Below are 23,600 nucleotides of genomic sequence, written 5' to 3'. Positions count from 1 at the left end.
GCCAAAAATTAAACAATTCAAGCAATCAAGCTCATCAAGACAAATCATCAAAATTACACAAAATATCAAGTCATTTAAGCACAGCCAATTTGCCAAGTCAATCCTTAATTTTGCCCAAAAATTTCCAAATCCACCCAAAATCAGCCAAATTCACCCAACCATCACAGCAAATAATCGCCAAAACCGCACATTTGGCATCTTTTACCATCTTTTGACTTTTAACCATAGCCACATCATGATAAAATACAGCGGTTAAATCATAAAAAATGATAAATAACAAGGCTTAAGCATTTTAAGGAATATTGCCATGATTTTAATGATAGATAAAAAACACTTAACAAACAATGATTAAACATGAGTAAAGATGAGTAATAGTCAAATTCAAGCCGTGCAATACTTAGCGTGAAAAAGTTTATTCATTTTGTCTCATCTTTAATCATTGTAACGCAACAAAAAATGAGTATAATATTGAGTACATTTTTGCTACACTCAAAATCTTATGCTCACAGATACCCAAATCAAAAATCTTAAACCCACCAACAAAGTCTATCGCAAAACCGACCAACAGGGCTTGTGCATCGAAGTCCGCCCCAACGGCAAAAAATACTGGTACTACCGCTTTTCATTTGACAAAAAAGCGACCATGATGTTGCTTGGTGAATATCCACTTTTGAGCTTGTCAGACGCACGAGCCAAACATTTGCAGATGCGAAATTTACTCAAGCAAGGCATCAACCCTATCACCAAACAGCGACAAGACCGCAAGACACAGCAAGCCGAACGCCAAGATTTGTTCAAATACCACGCCGATAACTTCATTAGCCGCTTGGAACAAAAGCGATCCGCTGGCTATATCCAGCAAATCAAGGGTCATCTAAGACGGCACATTTTGCCCCAAATCGGCGATAAAGCTATTAAAGAGATTGATACTGTTGATATTATCGAAATGATGCACGCCGCCTTAAAAAATGTGACAAATAACCGTGGCAAGCGTGGCACTGGCGAAGTTACCGCCGAAATGTGCCGCCAGCTTGTCAGTCTGATTTTTCGTCATGCGATGCGGTCAGTGCGTGGCTTACACGACCCAACGATTGCCGCCAAGGGTGAAGTTGAGCGTCCGCCCATCAATCATGCCAGAGATTTGACACTTGATGAGCTTAAGCAATTTTTAGGCAGACTTCAAGAATACGGCGGCATGCCGTCCACAATTGGCGTAATACAGACTATGTTATATACCATGTGTAGAGCCAAAGAAGCACGCTTTATGCGTTGGGAACATATCGACTTTGAACGCAGGCTGTGGAATATTCCGCTGGCAGAAATCTCAAGACGCAAGCAAGGCGAACGCAACATGAAAACCGACCGTCCGCATATTGTGCCGCTGTCTAATCAGATGATGCAACTGTTAGAAAAAATGCACAAAATCAGCGGACTTGGCGAGTTTGTTTTTCCATCGAACAAAAACCCAAGCCAGCCAATTGGCAAAATGACGGTAAACGGAGCCATCAGCTACATGGGTTTTGATAATATTTCTGGGCATGATTTGCGATCGACTGGCTCCACTTACTTGCACGGCATGGGCTATGACACGCAGCATATCAATCTACAAATGGCACATGTCGATAATACAGTCAGCGGCATCTATAATCATGCGTTATACTTGCCAGAGCGGACAAAAATGCTACAAGCATGGGCAGACTACCTAGACAGTTTGCGATTTTGATTTTTTTTTTGCAAAAAAAAACCCAATTTTTTTTCATTTTTCGCTTGATTTTATATAACGGAAGTTATATAATACAAAACATAAAGAACAGCAACCAAAACCGCTTTTGAGCGTATGGAGATTTCAAATGACTAAATCAGAACTTTTTAAAAAAGCCCACGCACTAACCAAAGCCATCATCAAAGCAGGCGATGATTATCGCATCACTTTTGGTCTTGCCATCAAAGCCATCTTGGCAGACAGCAAAAATATTGTTGATACGCTACTTGCTCTAGGTTTAAAAATTTGGGAAAACTACGGCAAAAAACGCATCTATATGACTGTTGCCCAATTTAATCAAGCGACCAACAGCAAAAGCATCTTAAATTCACGCTACACCACTTATTTTTACGATTTCAAAGCCAAAGCGATTTATATGGTTTACAAAAAGAACCGCCCAAGCTTGGAAATCCAATACTAAAAAAAATTGAAAATTTTTGCAAAAAATGCTTGACTTTATATAAATTCCCTTATATAATAACCCCATCAAGAGCAATAACGCACTTGATGAACACTAAAACCGCTTTTTAGCGTATAGGAGACAATATGAAAACTTTAAACCTAACCGCCGCTGGCAAAACTTTCAATATCGCTATCGAATTGGACGAAGTGATTGATTATAACGCAGAATATGGCTTTGAGATGGGCGATGAAGAGTACCGCCAAGGCTGGGTTGGTGTCAATGTGATGGTATCTATCAACGACAGCAATTTATACGGTCAAATCCAGTATGACCAAAGCACAGGCTGGGGCTTAGACTTGGACGGCAACACATTTTATAGCGAAGTTAAAGACGCCGTTTTTAGCGAATTTAGCGAAGATGCAATCTGGGCAAAACCCAACCACCCCACCGACTTATATTTTGAAGTAACAAAACTGGTTGAAAGCGTGGTACAGCACATTTGCCAATTTGCCGAAACTGTTTAATCTCATCGACCCAGCCAAGTCGTTAAACTGGCTTTTTTAGCGAGACAAATCATGACAAAAACCCCAGAATACACGCTAAGAGCGATTAAAAAATATCAGCAGAAGAGACGCCAAAAAAGAATTGATTTTCACATTGAAAAAGATGCCGAATTACTGGCTAAGATTGATGCAGATGACGGCAGTTTTAGCGAATTATGCCGCAAGCTGCTTAGGCAACACTACCAAATCACGGAGACAAATCATGAATAAAACTGAATTAAAAGCCAGCCGTTTAGCGGTTGGCTTGTCTGTTAATGAATTATCAGAAGTGCTTGAGATACGCCCACGCACAATTCAATATTGGGAAGCGGGCAAAATGCCAATCCCTGCCGATGTGCATATGCAGATGATAGATTTGGGCGGTTTGTTGTCATCATGCATAAAATTCATTGAAGAATATGCCGATGAATACAACAAAGCTCATCGCAGTGATGAAGTTGCCCCCGCCAAGCGAGCATTTTTCCCTTATTTTGCTCATTTTGACTTTTTTACCGCCGCCACTGGCGTTACTCATATCGCCACTTTTCGGGCGTATCAGTCTGCGGTGGCTCATTTGTACACCATTGGCAAAATTAAGATTGATGAAAATGCCGAAATTCCCCAAGATTGTAAAATCTGGATTTTGTTCAACGATGAACATATTGATGATTGTGAATAACAAAAACCCCACTTGTTACAGTGGGGTTTTTTTACTTTTGTCATCGAAAAAGTTCGAATTTCAAAAGCGTTAATTAAGCGATCTGTGCGACCGATAATATTAAAAGTTATTACTTTTAAGGACAACCTTACGATTGAAAATTAAAAATAATATTTTCTAAGCGACCTGTGCGGTCGAAAAACATACTTAAAAATTAAAGTAAAAAATACCAATTTCTAAGCAGACTGTGCGTCTGATAACACAGGTTGAAACCCTAAAAATATCACTTTCTAAGCAGGCTGTACGCCTGTAACTCAACCTGTGCTATCATTACAACATATTGTTGATGATAATGCAAGTTTTTTTGTACTTTTTGTAGAAAAAAAATTGATTTTTTTTGCAAAAATTTGAAAATAATGCTTGACTTTATATAAGTTCCCTTATATAATAACCCCATCAAGAGCAATAACGCACTTGATGAACTTGAAAACGCCAAAGGCGTACAGGAGATTTAAAATGACTATCGCAAATACACTACTTGAAATGGGCTGCAAAATCTGGGAAAAAGGCGACATCAAACGCATTTATATGACCGTTGAGCAGTTTAACCAAGTGACTGACCGTGAATACAACCTAAACGCAAATAACAACAAAATCTACTACGACTTCGCCAAAAACGCCATCATGCGTAGCTACAAGGGCAAAAAGCCAACGGTTGAAGTGCAATATTAATAAAAACGCCCCCGCTGTTGAATTGGTGGGGGCATTTTCTACCCAATCACAAACACCTGCCCACGCTGTTTGCCGCTGGGGTGCTTATAGCCCAGATGCACCCAAGAATTGGGGCTTTTGGGATACTCAATAATGGCTTGGTCAAATTTGATGCCTTTTTTTGGCAATTCTTTGGCTAAAAATTGCACGATTTGGCGAGTGTTGCCGAATTTGGGACAATGAAAATCAATGGCATAGCCGAATTTATGGGCAGAGTTTGCCGCTCCGCCCACTTTGCTATTTAGCTGTGGCGAGCGGTAGCCACTGGTAATGTGCATCGCTTGCCCTAGAATTTCTCGTGCAGGTTGCCACAGATTGACACTGCTATCAATCAGGTTTTGTAGCACCGCTTGATTGGGGATATTATCAATGCCGTAGCGTTTGGCGGTTGGGCTGATAATCAGCTCATTTAAGCTGATATTGTCGGTGATTTTAATCACTTTGCCAGCGTTTAGGGCGGCACGCAACGCCTGCTTGGACTGCTCGCCCCAAATGCCATCGGCGGTTACATTAATTTGATTTTGAATATTTTTGATGTTCATGTTTCTTTCTCTTTTTAAGTTTGTATCGTAAGCAGTGCTTTTGGACTTGTAGCAGCACGCCGCACCAGTAAATTAAAAATAAAATGCGTGCAAAGGTCTCTACTCGTGTAAAAGTAATCTCGAATGGGTCTAAATGCTCAAAAAACTGGTCAAGGATTGAATAGCCCATCATCGCCCACGCCAAATTACCCACCGACACTAGCCAAGTATCGGTAACATGGTCATTGGCGTGCTTGATGAATGTATATAAACCGACGCTAAGACCCGCTACGCAACATGCCACATTGACATACATTATCATTGCTTATCCTCCTTTGACCACGGTAGAAATTTGTCCTTGGCTTTGCTGTAAATCTGGTCTTGGCGGCGTTGGTCAGAGATAAACACCAACAGACCTGTTACAATCGGCGTACTAAGCAGCGACGCAATAAACGCCCAAAATAGCAAGGTTGGCGGCGGTGGCTCGGCGTTTTGGTTGAGATATACCGCAATCGCCATGCCGCTAATCGTGCCAATTAAGGGCTTGGCGATAAATGGGTGTCGCAGGCGGTTATCAATATCATCAATCTTGACAAAGCCACTGGCAAGACCGCCCATCATGCTAAACAGCCAAAAGCCCAGCCACGAAGTTAAAAAAGGGGCTTGCAGCCCTTCGATTATCACAGTATTGCCCCCTAATTGTAAGGAAAAGGTAAATTGGTAACATCTGCCACTAAAATATTGGGAAACGCTTGGGTGGTTTTATCCAGCCAGTCAAATCTTGAGCCGTTACGCAGAACATAGCGGTCAGTTGACAATGGCACATCTTTAACGCATGCCAAAGCCAGCACTGCCCCATTGATGCCCATGCTTGAAAAAGTTGTGGTACGCAAATCACGCCCAAAACTGCCCAATATATCCACTGTGCCGATTTGTGACTCGGCGGTGCAATAGGTGGCATAGCGTCTGTTTTTATCCAGCAGTTTGACAACATAATCTAAGCTGTTATCCATCGCTTGCCCCCAAACGCCATGCTGATTGTTGAAATAATATCTTTTCAATTCATGGGTTACAGCAGGCTTACCAGCCACTTGCCCAGTTTCGAGGTATTGGCTGATATAATCATGGACGATTTGCAATTGCTCTCGTCGCTGCGTTTGTTTGACTTGAGCGATTTGTAAAATTTGACCAAGATACGCACCGCCATCACTACCATCTATTCTGTCATAAGCAATCGCCTTGGGTATGTAGCTGGCTTTGGGCTTATACGCCACCAAACTATGACAAATGTGCAGTGGCGGATTGGCGGTTGAAAAAGTCAGCACGCCATTTTGGTCATACAGATTTAATCCAACTTTGGTTTCTCTTTGCATAAACGCATCAAAAAAATAAAAGCGGATTTTATCAAGCATTCTGGGGTCTGCTGAGATTGAGCCGAAATAAAACCGATAGCCATTTTTGCCTTTTAGCACCTTGAAGGGATAGACGAAATTATAATCACGCCCACCATTGATTAAGCCATAACTGTCATAAATTGTCCCATCATAATGAATAAAGCAAATTGGGCAGTTTTGACTAACCACATCAACCGTGAACACATGAGAAAACAAGCCCTTGACCACATCGTGCAAAATGTTGGCTGGGTTTGATGCACTGTCACCACGATATTCAAAGCCACATGATTTAATCAGCCCATATTTGACCAAATTGGCATCAAGTAGCAAACTGCCGTCTGCTTTGTAAGTTTTAAATATAGCCATAATAAATTCTGTACTCCACGGCAATAAAACGATTGTCCGACTTATACGGCTCAAGATAGCGATAATCGCCTGTTTGATTGTCCACATGAATGACCGCAAAATCTTGTCGTGCCAAGCCTTGAGCAATGGGCATATAAACTTTTTGGCGGTCAGCTGGGGCGGTAAAATTAATCCGCCCCTGTGCATTTTTATTGGCAGGCACGGTGATAAAACCGACCAATTTTAAAAAATCGCCATCAAGCCCCACCAACAATTTGCCGTCTTTGCTGTAAGTTTTAAGCATTAAAAACTCCCAATTCAAAGGCTTTTTTGCCATTGCTATAATAGCCAACCAAGCCACGACTGGTTAGCGTAACTTTTGTGCCATCGCCAAAACTTGAGTTAATCTCAAGCTCACCATTCTTGTACAACCGCCAACCACTCCGCCCAGCCACATAATTATCCGACTGGATACTATCGGCGATTTTGAGCATATTAATTGAGCCATTTTTAATAAAGGCATCATTAATATAAGTCCCTGCTGGCACTCGCACGCCGTTAATCGTCTGTGTGGTAGTCTGCACGACAAATGGCGTGATGCCCTTGCCCCTGCCAGTAGGCGGTGCGATATAGAATTTATCGGCGTTTACGGCAAAGTCTGACACACCGCCACCACTTGCCAAGCCAAAGCCTGACACTCGTCCGCCAGTATCAACTTTGACCGTATATTGGGCTTTTAATCCATCAATACTTGTCGCATGCTGTTGAATGCTGGCGGTTTGCCCATTGACCTGCGTTTGCAAAGTGGTGATTTTTTGGGCATTGGCGGTGTCTTTGGTCGCTTGAGCGGATTTGTACTCATCAAGCATGGCGGTGGTTACGGCATCGGACGGCGTATCTTCAGGAGCAGGCGTCCAGTCGGTAGCGATATTGCCACGCTCCATTTTGACTTTGTTAATCGTTGATACAGAGTTGGCATTTCGTGGGTAGAAGTACAGATTAAGATGCGTATTATCAGCCTGATCAGCACTGTCATCTCCGCCATTTGCCAGCTTCCAAGTGCCTGTACCATGGTACACGCCATCGGAGATTTTGGTTAATTTGGTGATTTCGCCCCAGCCACGACTGTTAAATACACCGATTTCACCGTTTCTATCCGCTCCAAGCTCGCCCCAAAGCGTTACAGAAAACACTTCGCCCACGGCTGGAGCGTCTGTCAGTCGATAGCGTGTAGAATAGCCTGCTGTTTTTGTCGTGCCTGAATCTCTGAGCAGATTGCGTCCGCCCACCGCCAAATTATCAAACCGAGCATTGAGCTGGCTTTGAGCTGTTGCCAGTGCTTGCGTGGCATCGCTTGTGGTTCGCTCAAGTGTGGTAATTTTGCTCTCTGCTGTACCGACACGCCCATTGATGCCTTGTACCGTGCTGTTTAGCGTGCGAATGGCTTGGGCGTTGGCGTTATCGCCTGTCGCTCGTGCGGTTTCTTCGCTAGCGATACGGCTTGTTAAGCTACTATCAGCAGATTTGTAAGCAGTATCTAAGCTATCAATCCGACTTGATAACGCACTGTCTGCGTTACTGCGTGCCGTGATTTCACTGTCAATCTTGGCGTTGGCTTGGCTGTCTGCTTGCTTGTAAGCAGCGTCCATGGCGGTGATTTGCTGGCTTAACGCTGTATCGGCATTGGCTAGCGTGGTTTTTAGCGTCTGCAAATCTGCACTGCTTGCCTTGCCATCAATCGCAGTTTGCAAATCTTCAGGAGCAGGCGTCCAGTCTGTGGCGATGTTGCCTTTTTCTAGCTTGACACTGTGGAACTCAAACCAATCTGACTCCGAAAAATTACCCAAAGCCCCAATCATCAAGCGTACAGTATTACTTGTCCATGGTGCGACAAATGTAATTTGGTGTCGTGTATCAAGGTTATTAGTGATATTGATTTTTGGAACAAAAAACACACCACCTTCTGAGCTATGGCGAGTAAAAAGGATATAATTCAAGCCAGTTTTGATAAATCCGCTTGTGCCTTGAGCGTTGAATGATAGTGTGTAAGTTTCTCCTTGTTTTAGTGAGTTTTGTTCTGTTGCATGCACTACACCAATTTGTTGTTGCTTGACATTATTTGAGTTCACACGAATTAACTGGCGGTGCTTGAAGTTTGTTTTTGTGAATGAGCGTGTATGACTGTTCCAAGTTTTGATTGAATTAAACTCACTATCAATCAACAAATTGCGATTTTCGATAGATAAACTGTCAAATCTCGCCCCCATTCGCTCGATACTTGCCGCCTGCGTGGCTTGAGTTTGGGTAATCTGCGTGATTTGGCTGGTGGCATTATCCGCCTGCGTTTTTAGCTCGCCGTATTTTTGATTGAGCGTACCAGTCGTTACCGACAATTCACGAATTGACGACGCATGATTATTCACCGACTGCGTCAGATTAGTAATTTGCTGGGTTTTGGCGTTTTTATCGCTCATTAAGCTAGTGATATTTGCCACCGCTTGCGTGATTTGCTGTCTGTGCGTTGTGATATTTGCTACCGCTTGATTGAGCGTCGTTTTACTGGCGTTTAGCTCGTTTCGTGTGCTGTTAATGCTGGTTTCAAGCGGTGCAATCTTAGCAATCGGCGTACTTAGGCTTTGGTGCAAGTGGCTTTGGTTGATTTGACCGCTGATTAAGTTTAGCACTTTTTCGGCTTGGGCTTCGGTTGTGCCATTTGCCCACGCTGTCCAGTCCGACGCATTGCCCAATTTATCGACAATTCTAGCACGATAAAACTGGGTCAAATTGCCCTGCAAGCCTGTAATTTCATGCTTATTTGTCGGATAAGCAAAAGTAGCCAGTGTGCTAATGTTCGTGCGTCCATCAGGGCTGACTTGAATTTCAGTAAAGTTGGTATCTTCACTGCCTGTGTCAAACGCCCAAGCAATCATCATACTAAACAAACCACCTTTGGCGGTAAGACCAATCGGCTTTTTGGGCTTGCCAGTCTTACCTGTTACGGTAGTCAAGACGCTAGTAGCAAAGCTCGATTGATTGTCGAATGCGTCCACCGCCGCCACTCGTGCCGTGTAATTACCGCTATACACGCCGTCAATATCGATAGACTGGCTGGCGATTTTGCTTTTTTGCCAAGCGTTATCGTCTTTTTTCCACTCCACAATATAGCCCACCGCCCCATTGACTTGCTCCCAGTTGATGCTAAGCGTGGTGATAGATTGCCCTTGGTGCGTGCGTGAGTGCGAAGTTAGCAATACTTGACTTGGGGCGGATAAGATTGTTGGCTTAATTACGCTGATGGGGCGTGGCTCAATCCGCACTGCATCGCTATACTTCTCTGGGCGGTATTCAATGGCGGTAATGTTAAACGACGCATCATCATAAGCAATGCTCATCACTCGGTATTGAGCTAAGTGCAAATCGTCCGCTGTCATCGCCCAAATCTCATTTGCTTTGGCATTGATTAGCTTATCTAGCGTAATGACAGTATCATTAACGGCGGTAATTTTGGCGGTATGCTCACCGATGACAATCGTATTGCCTATGCTGCCAGCGTTTCTGTCCAGCGTGATTTTATTGCCGTTGACTGCGGCAATGCGTCCGCTAATCGCTCGCCCTGCTCGTACATTGTCCGCCACATTAATCACATCGCCAACCTTGGGGATAAAGCCGTCCAAGCCAGTTTTGAAAGATACAGATTGCGTCTCTAATTGCTCGGTCTTTAACGCCCACTGCCCCACTCGCTGGGCTTGGGCTTGGCTGGTACAGCCAAAAGCGTTAATGTCCAAGATATTGATGCCGTATTTGGCGATGGCATAATCATCTCGTATCATCTCATACTCGGTCTTATAGTCGTTATCAGGGTTATCCCAACCGACTTTAAAGACGGTATGGCGGTCTCTACGGCGTGTGCCTGAATAGATAAATTCCCCACCAGCCACATTTGAGCGGCTAAAGGTATAAACTGGGTCTTTTGGCACATCGCTATCGACAACAATTTGCGTACCGTCCCAAAATGTTAGCCCACGAAATACGCTGGCTAGGCTTTGCAATACTTGATAAGCGTCTTCGGCTTTTTGTAAGTACACATTACAAGTAAAGCGTGGCTCTTTACCGCCTTTGCCATCATCGACCATCTCATCGCAATATTGGGCGATTTGGTACAGTTGCCATTTGTCCACGGTTAAGCCTAGCCCATACCGCTTGTGCGTGCAAATGTCATAATACACCCACGCAGGGTTATTGGAATACGCCAGCTTAAAAGTGCCGTCCCACATGCCGTTATAGCTGCGTGTCGTTGGGTTATAATTGCTAGGAACTTGGATTAACTTACCACGCAGACGCACCGATAATTTGGCGATATTACTAAAGCTCTCAGCGTCGTATTTCACCGCCAGTAAAGCAGTCAAAGGATAGCACAATTTGGCGTCGATGACTTCGGTTATCGCAACCACGCTCATGCTATCGCCAATCAGCTCACTATCACGATTGGGCGTCGTGCGGCGAACTCGGATTGTCCAGCCACGGCGTGCCTTAGGCAGCTCGATACGGTGGCTGCGTTTATAGCCTTGGCTTGCCTTATCGTTAATAAAAGTGTTCAGCACTTCGCTCCACGCACCGCCATCAGTCTGCACATCGACGGCATAAGCGATACGATAGCCGACAATATCGCCATTGTCTTTTTGTTCTCGTAAGCTCCCCCAGCCTAAGCGAATAATCACAGCATCAAGGGCGGTGTTATTAATGGCTTTGATATAGGGTTTATCGTGTCTTAGCTCAACGCCCACATTGCTCTCGTTATTCACACTGCTAAAGCCCTTAATGTAGTCTTGATTGAGCGTGCCAGCTCGAAAGTCCCAAGATACATTGTCAAAGTTCGGCTGTCCGTTGTCGTTAATCAAGGGCGTGCCGTCCAGCTTAATGGACTTACCACCGTCCACCAAGCCCAAAATCTCCCCTTCTGCCAAGCCATACAACGCCTGCACAAATTCAGTGCTGGCGGTGGTGTCTTTTTGGATATTGGGTTTTTGGGCTTGGTTTTTTTGTTTTTTTGCACCGCTAATCATCGTCTAAACACTCCTAATCTCGCTCTTGGGGCATCGACGCCCGCCACCACTTTATCTTCCGCTATGATGCTGGCAGATGCCACAAATCCGCCTACTTCTCGCTCGCCATATAGCACAGGCACAGGGTTGCCTTGGGCAACAGTGGTAACTGCCCCACCAAAGCCGTTATTTGCCCTATTGCCGTCTTCGTCCTGCGTGCCAAGTGGCGGTGTGGGCATGAGTAGCGTTGATACACCGCCCAACAGCAAGCCAACGCCTGCACCGACTAGGGCGAAATTGCCCTGAAAAACCCCCACGCCAATCAGTGCCACCCCAGCCACCACTTGTAGCCATGCCATTGCCTTGCCACCACTGCCGATAACTTTGGGTACGATATGAATGGTGTTTTTATCAGTGATAAAGTCTAGGCGGTTCTCGCCGATGTTATTAGCTTTACTGACCTTGCCAGTAAACACGGCAAAGCGATAGCCGTGCTTTTCGCTGTCTAGCATAAATTGACGAAACGCAGGGATTTGACACGCCAAAGCGTGCGTAGCTTCTCGTGCGGTTTGTACTTTGAGCCGAAAAAATTTACCGAATTTTTTGGCTAAAATTCCGTGCAGTTGGATTGTTTTCATGAGATTTACCCAATAAAAAACCGCCCTTGCACAATGCAAAAGCGGTGAAATTTAGACAACAAAAAAGCCAAATAATTCACAACTTTTTATAAAAAAGTGTAGAAATTACTTGACTTTTAGAGTAGTTATAACTATAATATACACAACAAGGCAAGGGGTCGAGCCTTGCCTTGCTAGGTTAAACGGTTTACCTAAGGGAAATAACCGCCAACCGATGTAAGGAGAATGCGATGAAAGTATTAACAGCACTCATCGTTTTGGTCTTTATCTTGTATAGCTTACCAGCTTACTAAGATAAACGCCTAAGTCATCAGCAGATGATATGGCGGAGCGGACAGGAAACACCGCTCACCCCCTTACTTAACCCCTATCATACCATAACACAGGAAAATGTCAAATGCCAAAGATTGTTGCCAATCCCAAAACCCGCAGCCAAATCCAAAAAGAAAGCGATGCTCGCCGTGGCGTCAAACATATCGGCTTTAAAGTGCCGATTGAGTTTGCCGAGCGACTGGACGAACTTGCCAAAAGCACAGGCAAAACCAAAAATATCATCATCATGGAAGCGGTGGAGCTTTGGCAAGCTGCCTATGCCTAACCACCATCGCCGTCCGCCGTTGCCAGTTTTCGCCATAAATCTCACGCACCGACAGGCGGCTATGGGGGTGGTGTAAGACGATATTATCGCCGATAATGTCGCTGGCGTTTTCGCTTGTCAATTTGCCATCGCCTAAGTAAATTAAGGCGTGGTTAATGTGCTGCGTGCGTCCGACACGGCATAAAATCACATCGTGTTTTTGTGGTGTATCGACTTCAACAAAGCCAGCTTGGGCGAAATTGGCTTGATACAGCGGTTCATGATTTTCATCTTCCCACCAGCCATCTGCTCGCTCAAAGTCTGGCAAGTCAATAGCAAGCTCACGGGCGTAATAATCACGCACCAAGGTATAGCAGTCTTGCACGCCATGGATATAATCCCTGCCGATGAGCGGACTTTGGTAGTCGGTGGGCTTGTGCTTTTGTATCGCTTGATACTTTTGTCCAGTCGGTGAATACCCAAGCCCTACAATCCACCAATCCACGCCGTGTAGCCCCATTTGCACACGGTCAAACTCACTGGGCAATGGCTCGCCATCTGGGTGGCTGTGGACGATGGCGGTAATTTCGCCTAAGTTCTCAAGCGTCAAATACTCATCTGCAGCAATCTCAAAATGATTTTTGGGGTCATGATGAATATTGGTGCAAGGGTGGTATTTGCCGTTGATGATAAGTCCGCAGCACTCGCTAGGGTAGCATTGCCAAGCGTGGTTAAAAATATCATTTAGCATATCATACCAACCCTGCCGCAGGAAAACCGCCAAAGCGTGCGACATTGCCCCTGATTTGACAGTCTGACATACAGCCGCCGCACTTATCTAGAAGCGGATTATCGGTAGGCTTGCCGTCGATGGTGTAGCGTGCCGTGCCAGTATAGCCGCAGGTTTCGCCACGATATTGCCCCATCACCGCCCAATGACAAAAGTTGGTGATGGTTCGCACGGGGATTTTGCGATTTTCAAAGTCCACTGGGTTTGATAATTCAAATTCAAGCACGCCAGATGATGGATTTTCGGTGGTTTTTTGCTCAACAAACCAAATCTGCTGTTTGTACTCATCACCGATGGCGTGAGTGATGGTGAGCTTTGCCCCAGCAAAGTCATCGTACATACGGCATAACGCCCCAATCGCTCCGTTTACGCCATTTAAAGTATCGGCAATGGTGAGCTTAGGCGTGCTGGCTTTGCCATCGCCACGCATTTCAAGACCATCTGATGTGATGGCAATGGGCGTGTATTGCTTGTTTTGCCAAGTGATGACACCATCATTATGCCCATGAAAGCGGTAAATCTCACCGCCCAATTTTCGTAAATCCAGCTCATACAGCGTCAAGAAATTCTCAACGCTGGTTTGTTGAACCTGAGTGTTAAAATTACTCATCTTGTTTGTTGCCCAATTCTTCGCTATCTTCGCTATCCAATTCTTCGCTGTCTTCAGACGCATCACCGACTTCTGCCAACACGCCAAATTCGCCGTTTTTATACACGCAAGCAAAGGCTTTGACTTCTTTGCTTGGGTCATAATTGGTTAGCTGATTGAGCATATTCATCGCCCATGCCAGAATTTCGGTGCGAAAACGAGTGGCACGGTTACGCTTAAGTACGCCGTTGTTTTGCTCATTGTTCACGACTTCAAAGCCGTCATCATCAGGGTAATAAGTGATTTCGATTTTATCCGCTTTTTCGCCGTGTTGCCCAAGCCAAAAATCGACTTGAGCAATAAAGCTTTGGATAGTGTTGGCTTCTAGGCGTGAAAGGGTTGTAAGTTCGTTCATGTTTTGCTCCGTTTTGAGTTAGAAAGTTTGTTCAAATTTTAGGCTAATTTGCCAAAAATTGCCCTTGTTTTGACTGACTGAATAATCAGCACAAACATATTTGAGCGTCTGCCCATGCGGATTTGTCCACAAAAATGGCATCACGCCTTTATGTTCATCGAGAAAATCCATAATCGGCTTAATCACAGTGTTAAAATCGCCAGTCTTGACACCGCTCCAGTCCGTGCGTTTGGCGTTAATGCCATGGCTGACACGCTGCGTATAGCCATCACCAAATTGGGTTTTTGTGATGGCGTGGTGCGTTTCGCTTGACGCACCCATGTTCATTTTCCAAGTGAAGGTTTTCATTTACACTCCGTAAAGCATGCCACCTTGGCGGCGTTGTCGCATTAGCTCGTTTTGTACTGCTGCTTTGATGGCATTGCCAAAGCTCTTGCCAGCTTGGGCATCGCTTTGTACATCGCTACTGCCATTGCTATTGACTGTAACGCTGATATTGATTGCCGTGCCACCGCCACCACCGATACTGTCCAGCTTTTTATCTAGGGCTTTTGCGGTGTGCTTGGGCAGCACTCGCTCGCCCTTTTCTAGATTCCAAGTGCCTGATTTGGGAACTGACATAATGCCGTCGTGGGCTTGACCGACTGGCATAACAACGGATTTGATGGCACTGACGATTTTTGCACCTTCAGCGGCTGCCAATGCCATATCTGCCAGCCCCATCGGAAAGCCCTTGGCAAGTCCTTGGCTAATGGCTTGTTGCATTGCCATGGTTGCTTGCACGATTGCAAAGCCCTGCTGCATCGCAAACATCGCACGATAAACTTTGGATTGTTCACCCAAGCCATCACGGGCAATGGACGCCAGCGAGCCAAACATATTCTCGCTGTCGGTCAAAATCATGCGATTAACTGAGTCTTGATAGTTTTTCTCGATGCGTTCACGCTCGGCAGCTCCCCATCTTTTAATGCTGATGCGTTGCTCTTCGTTTAATTGCTCATTTTTTAACAATTGTTCGATGCCAGCATCTAGCAAATTTTGGCGTTTGACCGCTTCATCAGCCAAATCTCCATAAGGGTTACTAAGTTCTGGCAAGCCGATGGCGTCGGTGATTAGCTTTTTGGACAGTGTTTCGATGGCATAAGTATCACCGCCCATCTCTTGCACGATTTTGGCTTGTTCTGTTAGCACATCAAGCTGGCTGGTGAGTGTTTGTAACTGCTTTTCTTCTTCATTTTGGTTATCGGCTTTGATTTGTAGATAAGCTTTTTCAGTCGCCAATTTTTTCTGTTCGATTTCGTACAGTTTATGATTGGCGATGATTTGCTCATAGACTTGCTTAGTATTGCCTTGGTTTAGCCCAGCGTATTTTTCCAAAGTTTTGGTGGTTTCTTGCTCAATTTGTAGCAATTCTCGCCGATACTCTGATTGTTCATTGACCAGTGCGGCTTCATTAGACAGCTCTTTTGTTTTTTCTTTAAGTTCGTGCAAGACTTGAGCAGATTGCTTTTGAGCTTCAAGCAGTAGCCAATTTTGTTTAGTTTGCTCATCGAGTACGCTCAGTTCATTTCTGACATCGTACAAATCATAAAGCAAAGCATCAAATGGGTTTTCTTTGCCGATAAGCTTCAATGTTCGCCCAATATTTTTAAATTCATCATGGGCTTTTTTAGTGGCAGTGAGCAAATCTTCTTCTTTTGCCAGTTGCAATAAAGCTTGTTTTTGTTCTTTAGTCGCTTTGTAAAATTTGCCATACTCATCTGAAATCTCAAACAGCATATCAGAATAAACATTGTTTAATAATTGTTTAGCTTCATACTCCAGTTTGGCATTTTTTACCGTCATTTCATTGAGGGCATCTTGAATTGTGGTGTCGGGTTTTTCTTGTTTTTCATGGTGTGGCTTGTGATTGCCGTTGCCCTTACCACCCTTACCGCCCTTACCACTTTTGCCTTTGTCAGCACCGCCAGCACCGCTACCGCCAGCACCGCTACCAGCACCGCCGCCGCCTTGGTTTTTCTTTTTGTTGTCAACAGTACCAATGGCATCATCAACCAACCCACGAAAATTGGTACCGCCAGTCGCAGAAAATTGAACATCGGACACGGGTGTCATGCTGCCGGGTGTAAATTGCCAGTGTGGGATATAATCGGCATCACCACCGAGCTTGCCATTAACCCAGTTTAAGCCGTCAATCACCGTATTAATACGACTAGAAAAATAACTACCAATGGCGTTACCAAGACTGATAAATAAGTTAATCGCTTGATTTTTAAAACGGTTGAAATTATCAAGCATATATCTGACACAGCCCACCGCAAAGCCTGACATGCGGTCAAACGCACTGGCGGCAACCTGTATCAAGCCAACAAATCCGCCTTTGGTGCCAGCAAACATCTGTGAAAAATAACCAGTAACGCCGCCAGTGGTGCTTTCGGATTGCCCCAAAAATCCGCTGAGAAACTCACCAGCTGAATTGAGCAAATTACCAAAGCCATCAATACCCCAATCTACCAACCGCCCAAATAACTCACCCACGACATCAATAGCATCAGATAAGCTATCCATCGCTTTTTGTAGTCCCATAGTGCGGACAATGATAGCAGAGATGATGGCGGCAATGGTCATAATGGGGTTGGCAAGTATCAGCCGTCCCATCGACGCAAACGCACCGCCTAGGCTGATGATACCACGGCTCGCCACCGATGCACTGGCGGTTAAAGCCTTGAGAGCGTTTGCTTTAGTAAACATTGCTCTGGTATTGTTAATCATTGCCAAAGTACTTTGTTTGATGGCGGTGATTTTGTTGGGCAATGCACGGACATAGTTAAGCGTGGCTTTGGTGGTTTCTTTGATGGTGTTAATATAATGCGTTTTGGTCAATCGCAGCAGTACAAATTGACGCTGATAATTATAAATCATCGCCGATTGAGCCTGTAGGCTCGCTGCTTCAGCGATATTGGCACGCACTTTAGCCGCTGATGATGCCACCCAAGCGGCAGCGGTGCTGGTAGCGGTAGCAATCACACGGCTGGCAAGTGTTGCCAGCAGCACACTGATACCAGCGACGATGATATTAAGATGCTCAGACAGCCAGTCGATGGCATCACCAGCACGCCGAGCGGCAGCGGCAAGCAAATCCATAACACTGGTATCGAACACTTTATAATTGCCGATTTTTAGTAACAGCTCATTCCAGCTATCGCCAAGACTGGCAATTGCACCGTCCAGCGTTTTCATTCGCTCTGCCATCGCCCCAGCGAACTGCACATTACCAATATTGGTCAGATACTGCTCAATCTCTTTGGCGTTCTTACCCACCGTGGTTGTGATACCCTGAAATGTGAATGATACGCTGTTTTTTTCTTGGTTGGCTTTGATGCCAAACTCTTTTAGGCGTTCAAATTCAAAAGTCGCTGCGTCCGCCACCGCTTCAATCATCTGATTTAGGTCTTTACCCATCGCCGATGCGGTATTACCAAAGCTGGTTAGAGCATCAATCGATGGCGTAAGCCCCAAGGCTTTTAGCTTGACAAAGCCGTCCACCGCTTGCGATAAGCCAAATGGCGTTTCTTTGGCAAATTTTTTCAAATCTTCCATAGCCGCAGCGGCATTGGCAGATGAGCCTGTAACGGTAATTAAACTGGCGTTTAGCTTGTCAAATTCTCGCTGCACATCGACAATCTTAGACATACTGGCATAGGCAGCGGTCAAGCCACCCACGGCAGCAGTAACCACGGCAACGCCCTTATGATAGCCTTCAATTTTTTTACGGTAGTTGTCGATTTGGCGGTTAATTTTTTCTAGGCTTTTGCTGACTTGTGATGATGCCGAACCGAAGTTATTTTTGATGTCTTCGCTGGTTTTTTTGGCATCTTGTCGTGATTTTTTCATGCCACGGCTAAAATTTGCCGTGTTGGCAGACAGTGCGATTTGTAAACTTGCAAACATATCTTTTACTCAACATTGCTAAAAACTTGAATTAAGGCGTTTTGTTCATCTGTCAGCTGTTGTAATCGCTGTCTGTACTCGTATTCTTCACGCATCTCATCAGTCATCGGATTGGGGTCAATCACCAGATAATCCGACAGCTTACCGCCGCCCATTGACGCTGCGACAATTGCCGCTTGCAAGTCGCCACGAAATCCGCCGATGGGGTCTAGCTGGTCAAAGGCTTGCCACTCAGCAAATTCGGCGATGCTTAGACTGCTCTCAAGCTCGCCGACCGTTTTACCCAGATGACCAGCGAGCTTAAACAAAAAGCGGCGGTTGCTGTCGGTGATTAGTTTTTTTCTAAATCTTCGCTGTCTTTGTCAAAGCTGTTGAGCTTATTAATTTTGTCAATCAATTCTGTGGCGATTTGTGAGTCTAACGCTTTGACCGCTTCGACATCTTCAAAGACACGATTGCCATCAGCATCGCACACCGACAGCCAAATCATGGTCATCATCTGAGAAAATGGATTATCATCATCTTTGGTGGCATAAAGACTGGCTTGGTCGCCGATGGTTAATTTTTTTAAATAAAATTCTTGTGCAACACTTGATAGGGTTGATTTAGATAGTTGAGATTTGTTTAAAAATGCTTCGATTAATACATTGCTGCGTTTGCTCATATTTTTTACCTTAATTGATTAAAAAAAAGCCCTGCGGTATCGCAAGGCTTGGGTGAATTAACCTGAAATCTTAGTCACATCGCCAGTGATAGTGATGGTGGCTTGTTTGCGAAGTTTTTTCTTGGTGTCTTCGTTGTCCAGCGATAGTTTAGAAATCATGCCTTTAAACTGGCGTGATTCTTGCGTTGCTTTGGTAAATTTGAGTTGGAATGTAAGTTCCGTGCCATCTTCAAAGGCTTTTTGCACCGCATTTTGGGCGACATCGTCAGGATCTACAGCGAACTCAAACTCAATTTCAGACTCTTCTTTGAAGTTCACCACTGCTTTGACCGTGCGAGTGTCATCAGTGGCGGTAACTTCGTCCATGGTCTTTTCTTCGCTTGGGACTCCGCTTTTTTGCAGATGCTCAAGTTTTGTAAAGGTTTGACCGTCGGTGGATACAAACAGTTGATAAAAGCTATCAACCAAATTAGCGACATTTTTAGCCATATTAGCTCCATAAAAAAAAGCCCACCGAAATGGTGAGTTTGGTTGGTGTGAAATTGTTAAAAAAAATTAATAAGTCTGCCAAAAGCCGTATTCAATCACATGACGATACAAGTCGTCTTCATAGATGATTTGGCTGCTTTCATAATTTGATGGCTTGATAGTGTCCAGCTGTGCAATAACTTGGCTGGTCAGTGTCAATAGCTCATCATAATCATCATGATAAATATCAATTTGCATACGCACCCATTCATGACCTGTCACGCCATCAAGCGTGTTATCTGGCGTGGTGGTGATGGGCTGATAGATGATATACGGCGGCGTTACGCTTTGGTTTTCGTTAATAAAAAGCGGAAAAACTTGCTGATTGACCAAGTCAGCAAGTAGCGTATAAACTTGTTCGCTGGCGTTCATATTTTGTCCAATAAAAAACCCACCGCATGGGTGGGTTTTGGGTGGTTTTAATTCGATTTAGTTAGATTTTACTTTATCCAACTCATCTAAGAATGGCTTGATAACTTCAGGTGAGATATTGATAATCTCTTCTTGTTTGCCATAAAGTTTCAATTTAAAGCCGTTGGGGTTGTTTCGAAGTAGTGATTCGGTGATATTAATACCGATAACTTCGGTTGTTTGGCAAGATAGTCCAAGGCTTTTGCCTGAGCAGTCGGCATTTTGGTCAATATTGACAATGTCATAACTGCCACCGTTAGTATCTCTTGCTGATGTAAAATGTGCCCAACCAAAGAAAGATGTGTATTTTAGGTAAATCTGCAATACGGCAAGTTCACCAGTTTGTTTGCGATAATTGCCACGGATAAGATACTTATTGTTAAACATATCCGTTGATAGGCTATACATACCATCAAACTCATCATATTTTGATCTGGCTGTTACACTGATTGGTGTTAATGCCTTACCCCAGATATTGAGTTTGTCTTGCTCGTCTATCTTGTCGCCATTAGATTTAACAAAATTACGAGATGGTGAACTGTCCGTATAAAAAATGGTCTTACATGATGGTGTAACAAATTCAGTAGCGACCGATTGGTCTCTTTTGTAAGATTTACCGCCAATCTCGACATTCTCAGATTTTGATTTGTACCTTTCTTGTGTGTACTTGACAGGAATAGCAGTTCTTGAGATTTTTAAGTTTGTATTGGCAAATTCCTCATATTTTTTGTTATTAAAGGAATGCGAAAGTGTACCAGTTTTTTCAGACAGCACAAAACTACTGCCCATATATTTGCTGGTGATTTCATCAACTTTATATTCAGGACTATTGATTTGTTCATAGCCACAATTTGCGTATGCTGTGGTTGCAATGCAGGCTGTTAATGCCGTCAAAATCAACTTTTTCATGTTTACTCCTAATCTTAGTGATTGTGTAACATAAAATAACCGAAAATTACGCAAAAATCAATGTTAGCGGCTGTGTTTTTTGATGTTCTTATCAAGATTTTGTTTAAAGCGTTCGACAACCAAGTGTTTGCCCTGCTCATACGCTGGACGGACAAACGGTATCGCTGGCATGTATTTTGTGCCGTACTCGATAAAATACCAATAATACGGTGAGCCAAAAGTTTTGCCAGTACCTTGGGCAATAAAAATCCCCAAAGCCGCCTGATGTTCGTTTTGGCTGTTTTTGTTAAGCCGTTTTTTGCGGACGCTTGACTTGAGCAACCCGGGCTGTTGAATGATATATTTGCCCGTGCCAGTCGTGGCACGCTTGGACTTGCCAGCTCTGGGTTTGCCGTTTTTGGTTTTGACCCATGTTTTTTCGCCTTGAGCGTGCGACATATAACGCCGATAAGCAGCGGCAGCCTTTGGGGCTCTGTCTTTCATGTCTTTTTGCATCGGATTACTGCTGTAATTTAATGCTGCATACAGAGCCTTGCCGGTGGTCTGATTGTCGAGCTTGGCTAATTGCTTATCAAGCTCATCTAAGCCTTCAACTTTTACGCTAAACTTCATGCACTCACCGCCTTAAGCATCAGCGTCAAATACTCCAGTCCGCTACCATCATCAGCCAGCGGTTCACCGACGATGTCATACATTTTGCCTGTGTGTTCCACTCGCATTTGATGCGTGATGTCGGTGCGGTGGCGGATTTTGAGCCGTGCGGTTACGCTAGTACCTGCCGCCTGTCCGCTGATAACATCTTTGACTGATAAGGGGCTAAACTGCCCCCAAATCGTCAAAATATGCTCCCATTTTACCGCCTTGACCGCTCCAGTGGCTGACCGCCCTGCGGTGGGCTTATAAATCTTAATGCGGTGGCGTAGTGTTGCTGCTTTCATCACTCCCCCTTAGCCCACTGTTGGCGTGCGGTAGGGGCTAAGTAGCTGACGCACGGCAGCAGGCAGATAGTTGCGATGCTCGCTACCTGTTTCGCTGTTGCGGTTATTATCCAGATAGCCAACCATCAGCAATGTGGCGACTTTTAGGGTAGGTAACATCTCATCGGTGATAGTGTCGGTAACATACGCCATCACCGCCTGCTCTGCTGCCACAAGTAACATGGATAGCACAGTATCATTGGCATCATCGTCATATCGCAGGTGATGCTTGACTTCATCAAGTGTCGCCAGTGTCATCATCGCCCCCTTTGTTGCTTGTGCTGTTGCCAAACGGATTATCGCTACTGTCTCGGCGTGCCAGTGCTTCTAAGCTATAATTTTGCTGCTGCATCAGCGGACTATCACCGCCAGCGACTGGGGCAAGTCCTAGGCTTGCTCGTGCTTCGTTGGGGCTGATGATGCCTGATAGTGTGCCTTCTTTGAGATACGCCATTTGGCTGGTGCTGTCCATGCGGATTAATGGGCTTAAATCCGCTTCGCATTCCACGCCTTTTTCTAGCTCAAGGTGCGTATCTAGCAGATTTTCCATTGCTTCGATATAGTGCTGCAAGCAGTCTGAATAGTAGATTTCGTTCAAGTCGCTGATTTTTTGCCCACTTTTAAAGTCAGTCATACCGACTTTAAACGCTGGCACATGGAACACCGAACAGACAATATCGGTGGTCATCTTTAGCTGCTCTATCGCTTGAGCATCGCTTGATGAGATACTGATACTTTCATACTTTGTACCATCGCCAATGACCGCAATGCCACCACGATTGAGACCGCTGTACTGGGCTTGCCAGCGTGCTTTGATTTCGTCCGCCTTGCTCTGATTGATGCTTGTTGGTACAGACAGGATACCGCTTGGGCGTGAGCCATTTTTAAATAGTGCGGTGTTCATCTGCTGAATTGCTGTACCGACGCCAGCAGCGGCAGCACAGGCACTGATGGGCGATAATCCAACAAGCGGGTGATAAAAGCAGTTAAATCTGTCGTGAATGATTTCGCTGGCTGGCACGGTCATATCGTCAATGCCGAACAGCTTATCACGGCTAATATGATAAAACACTTCGCCACTATCAGTAACCAGCACACGCACACGGTCAGGGTTTAGTACATGCAGCTGCCAAATCTCACCGAAAATATCACGCTGCTTATACACATAAGTATTACCACGCAACAGCTTACTACTAATCCACTGCTCGGCGAACTGTTGCCATGTCTGATGACGATTTGGCACGCTTAAGATGGCTTGACTGCGTGATTTGGTGGGTAATAATACGCCGTCTTTGCGTGATTTTAGCTCAATTTTGAGCTTGCCAATGTCTGAGCTAATCAGACTCACACAAGCAAACACGGCATGAAAATTGACCACATCAGTGCGATTTAGCGTCTCGCCCTTTTGCCACGCCCCAGCGTGCGGCTCGTGTACCATCGGATACCAGCCATCAGATGGGACTGTTTGCAGCGATTTTTTGCGAAAAAAATCAAAAAATCCCATAAATTTTCCCATTATTCGCTGAGTAAGTCGTTTTGCGGTTCTTTATGCTTTGTCCGCTGTCGCTTCGGTGCTTCATTGTACGGCTCGGCGATGCCCAGCCTGATTAGCACACGAGCATGATGGTCTGGCACTTCGCCAATATCACCCGTGTTGCCAAGCGGTGCAGGTTTTAGATACTTAATTTTCATAATATCTCCAATGAAAAACCC

At 44.8% G+C, this 23,600-nt stretch carries 29 protein-coding genes; 7 read left to right on the top strand and 22 right to left on the bottom strand.

Annotation, left to right across the window (positions count from 1 at the left end; all coding sequences use genetic code 11):
• Positions 1-499: 499 nt before the first annotated feature.
• The 6 genes from ACFBZI_RS07755 to ACFBZI_RS07730 all read left to right on the top strand — a co-directional run bounded on the left by ACFBZI_RS07755 (position 500) and on the right by ACFBZI_RS07730 (position 4,097).
• On the top strand, positions 500-1,723 hold the full coding sequence (locus ACFBZI_RS07755; RefSeq protein WP_375714462.1) for a tyrosine-type recombinase/integrase: 1,224 nt from the start codon (positions 500-502) through the stop codon (positions 1,721-1,723).
• A 127-nt stretch (positions 1,724-1,850) separates the two neighbouring features.
• Positions 1,851-2,183, top strand: a complete 333-nt coding sequence (locus tag ACFBZI_RS07750) for a hypothetical protein (protein ID WP_375714463.1) — start codon at positions 1,851-1,853, stop codon at positions 2,181-2,183.
• A 125-nt stretch (positions 2,184-2,308) separates the two neighbouring features.
• Complete coding sequence (locus tag ACFBZI_RS07745; protein ID WP_375714464.1) at positions 2,309-2,689, top strand: hypothetical protein; 381 nt, start codon at positions 2,309-2,311, stop codon at positions 2,687-2,689.
• A gap of 51 nt (positions 2,690-2,740) precedes the next feature.
• Positions 2,741-2,938, top strand: coding sequence for a hypothetical protein (locus tag ACFBZI_RS07740; protein WP_375714465.1), 198 nt, complete (start codon positions 2,741-2,743; stop codon positions 2,936-2,938).
• Entirely contained in the window at positions 2,931-3,386 is a 456-nt protein-coding gene (locus ACFBZI_RS07735; protein ID WP_375714466.1) for an Aca2/YdiL-like domain-containing protein, read from the top strand. The genes ACFBZI_RS07740 and ACFBZI_RS07735 overlap by 8 nt, the downstream gene beginning before the upstream one ends.
• Positions 3,387-3,881: 495 nt before the next feature.
• Complete coding sequence (locus ACFBZI_RS07730) at positions 3,882-4,097, top strand: hypothetical protein (protein WP_375714467.1); 216 nt, start codon at positions 3,882-3,884, stop codon at positions 4,095-4,097.
• A 38-nt stretch (positions 4,098-4,135) separates the two neighbouring features.
• Here the strand turns inward: ACFBZI_RS07730 and ACFBZI_RS07725 are convergent, their stop codons facing one another.
• Genes ACFBZI_RS07725 through ACFBZI_RS07695 form a run of 7 tightly spaced genes read right to left on the bottom strand, consistent with a single transcriptional unit; the run spans position 4,136 to position 12,076 of the window.
• Positions 4,136-4,678, bottom strand: a complete 543-nt coding sequence (locus tag ACFBZI_RS07725; protein WP_375714468.1) for a YcbK family protein — start codon at positions 4,676-4,678, stop codon at positions 4,136-4,138.
• Positions 4,647-4,979: a hypothetical protein gene (locus ACFBZI_RS07720; RefSeq protein WP_375714469.1), complete on the bottom strand. Its 333-nt coding sequence runs from the start codon at positions 4,977-4,979 to the stop codon at positions 4,647-4,649. Before ACFBZI_RS07720 ends, ACFBZI_RS07725 begins: the two co-directional genes overlap by 32 nt.
• Complete coding sequence (locus tag ACFBZI_RS07715; protein ID WP_375714470.1) at positions 4,976-5,341, bottom strand: hypothetical protein; 366 nt, start codon at positions 5,339-5,341, stop codon at positions 4,976-4,978. The genes ACFBZI_RS07720 and ACFBZI_RS07715 overlap by 4 nt, the downstream gene beginning before the upstream one ends.
• Before the next feature lie 11 nt (positions 5,342-5,352).
• The gene (locus ACFBZI_RS07710) at positions 5,353-6,417 is read right to left on the bottom strand and encodes a hypothetical protein (protein ID WP_375714471.1); all 1,065 of its coding nucleotides are present in this window, start codon (positions 6,415-6,417) and stop codon (positions 5,353-5,355) included.
• Complete coding sequence (locus ACFBZI_RS07705) at positions 6,404-6,700, bottom strand: hypothetical protein (protein ID WP_375714472.1); 297 nt, start codon at positions 6,698-6,700, stop codon at positions 6,404-6,406. The genes ACFBZI_RS07710 and ACFBZI_RS07705 overlap by 14 nt, the downstream gene beginning before the upstream one ends.
• Positions 6,693-11,459, bottom strand: a complete 4,767-nt coding sequence (locus ACFBZI_RS07700) for a TipJ family phage tail tip protein (protein WP_375714473.1) — start codon at positions 11,457-11,459, stop codon at positions 6,693-6,695. Before ACFBZI_RS07700 ends, ACFBZI_RS07705 begins: the two co-directional genes overlap by 8 nt.
• Positions 11,456-12,076 (bottom strand): tail assembly protein, encoded by a 621-nt coding sequence (locus ACFBZI_RS07695; RefSeq protein WP_375714474.1) that lies wholly within the window; start codon positions 12,074-12,076, stop codon positions 11,456-11,458. Before ACFBZI_RS07695 ends, ACFBZI_RS07700 begins: the two co-directional genes overlap by 4 nt.
• A 397-nt stretch (positions 12,077-12,473) precedes the next feature.
• Between ACFBZI_RS07695 and ACFBZI_RS07690 the strand changes: the two genes are divergently transcribed.
• Positions 12,474-12,674, top strand: a complete 201-nt coding sequence (locus ACFBZI_RS07690; RefSeq protein WP_375714475.1) for a ribbon-helix-helix domain-containing protein — start codon at positions 12,474-12,476, stop codon at positions 12,672-12,674.
• Here ACFBZI_RS07690 and ACFBZI_RS07685 read toward each other — a convergent pair.
• The 15 genes from ACFBZI_RS07685 to ACFBZI_RS07615 all read right to left on the bottom strand — a co-directional run bounded on the left by ACFBZI_RS07685 (position 12,634) and on the right by ACFBZI_RS07615 (position 23,579).
• The gene (locus ACFBZI_RS07685) at positions 12,634-13,404 is read right to left on the bottom strand and encodes a C40 family peptidase (RefSeq protein WP_375714476.1); all 771 of its coding nucleotides are present in this window, start codon (positions 13,402-13,404) and stop codon (positions 12,634-12,636) included. The two genes, ACFBZI_RS07690 and ACFBZI_RS07685, sit on opposite strands and share 41 nt — an antisense overlap.
• Before the next feature lies 1 nt (position 13,405).
• Positions 13,406-14,053 carry a phage minor tail protein L gene (locus ACFBZI_RS07680; protein ID WP_375714477.1) on the bottom strand — a complete coding sequence of 216 codons (648 nt, stop codon included), beginning with the start codon at positions 14,051-14,053 and terminating at the stop codon, positions 13,406-13,408.
• Positions 14,046-14,447, bottom strand: a complete 402-nt coding sequence (locus ACFBZI_RS07675; protein WP_375714478.1) for a hypothetical protein — start codon at positions 14,445-14,447, stop codon at positions 14,046-14,048. The genes ACFBZI_RS07680 and ACFBZI_RS07675 overlap by 8 nt, the downstream gene beginning before the upstream one ends.
• An 18-nt stretch (positions 14,448-14,465) precedes the next feature.
• On the bottom strand, positions 14,466-14,795 hold the full coding sequence (locus ACFBZI_RS07670) for a phage tail protein (protein ID WP_375714479.1): 330 nt from the start codon (positions 14,793-14,795) through the stop codon (positions 14,466-14,468).
• The gene (locus tag ACFBZI_RS07665) at positions 14,796-18,398 is read right to left on the bottom strand and encodes a tape measure protein (RefSeq protein WP_375714480.1); all 3,603 of its coding nucleotides are present in this window, start codon (positions 18,396-18,398) and stop codon (positions 14,796-14,798) included. It abuts the gene before it with no gap.
• Between the two features lie 5 nt (positions 18,399-18,403).
• Complete coding sequence (locus ACFBZI_RS07660) at positions 18,404-18,706, bottom strand: phage tail assembly protein T (RefSeq protein ID WP_375714481.1); 303 nt, start codon at positions 18,704-18,706, stop codon at positions 18,404-18,406.
• A 23-nt stretch (positions 18,707-18,729) separates the two neighbouring features.
• Complete coding sequence (locus ACFBZI_RS07655) at positions 18,730-19,062, bottom strand: phage tail assembly chaperone family protein, TAC (protein WP_375714482.1); 333 nt, start codon at positions 19,060-19,062, stop codon at positions 18,730-18,732.
• Positions 19,063-19,119: 57 nt separating this feature from the next.
• Positions 19,120-19,551: a hypothetical protein gene (locus tag ACFBZI_RS07650; RefSeq protein ID WP_375715760.1), complete on the bottom strand. Its 432-nt coding sequence runs from the start codon at positions 19,549-19,551 to the stop codon at positions 19,120-19,122.
• Between the two features lie 66 nt (positions 19,552-19,617).
• A complete protein-coding gene (gp17, locus tag ACFBZI_RS07645; protein ID WP_375715759.1) occupies positions 19,618-19,962 on the bottom strand; it encodes a tail completion protein gp17 in 345 nt (114 codons plus the stop codon).
• Between the two features lie 57 nt (positions 19,963-20,019).
• On the bottom strand, positions 20,020-20,910 hold the full coding sequence (locus ACFBZI_RS07640) for a hypothetical protein (RefSeq protein ID WP_375715758.1): 891 nt from the start codon (positions 20,908-20,910) through the stop codon (positions 20,020-20,022).
• Positions 20,911-20,973: 63 nt separating this feature from the next.
• Positions 20,974-21,522: an HK97-gp10 family putative phage morphogenesis protein gene (locus ACFBZI_RS07635; RefSeq protein ID WP_375714430.1), complete on the bottom strand. Its 549-nt coding sequence runs from the start codon at positions 21,520-21,522 to the stop codon at positions 20,974-20,976.
• Positions 21,519-21,848 carry a phage head closure protein gene (locus ACFBZI_RS07630; RefSeq protein ID WP_375714431.1) on the bottom strand — a complete coding sequence of 110 codons (330 nt, stop codon included), beginning with the start codon at positions 21,846-21,848 and terminating at the stop codon, positions 21,519-21,521. The genes ACFBZI_RS07635 and ACFBZI_RS07630 overlap by 4 nt, the downstream gene beginning before the upstream one ends.
• 9 nt (positions 21,849-21,857) lie before the next feature.
• Positions 21,858-22,145: a head-tail connector protein gene (locus ACFBZI_RS07625; protein ID WP_375714432.1), complete on the bottom strand. Its 288-nt coding sequence runs from the start codon at positions 22,143-22,145 to the stop codon at positions 21,858-21,860.
• Positions 22,126-23,391 carry a phage portal protein gene (locus ACFBZI_RS07620; RefSeq protein ID WP_375714433.1) on the bottom strand — a complete coding sequence of 422 codons (1,266 nt, stop codon included), beginning with the start codon at positions 23,389-23,391 and terminating at the stop codon, positions 22,126-22,128. The genes ACFBZI_RS07625 and ACFBZI_RS07620 overlap by 20 nt, the downstream gene beginning before the upstream one ends.
• An 11-nt stretch (positions 23,392-23,402) precedes the next feature.
• Entirely contained in the window at positions 23,403-23,579 is a 177-nt protein-coding gene (locus ACFBZI_RS07615) for a hypothetical protein (protein WP_375714434.1), read from the bottom strand.
• Positions 23,580-23,600: the final 21 nt, after the last annotated feature.

This window comes from Moraxella marmotae, assembly GCF_042219885.1.
Taxonomy (GTDB): domain Bacteria; phylum Pseudomonadota; class Gammaproteobacteria; order Pseudomonadales; family Moraxellaceae; genus Moraxella; species Moraxella marmotae.
This window is presented reverse-complemented; position numbering and strand designations above follow the sequence as displayed.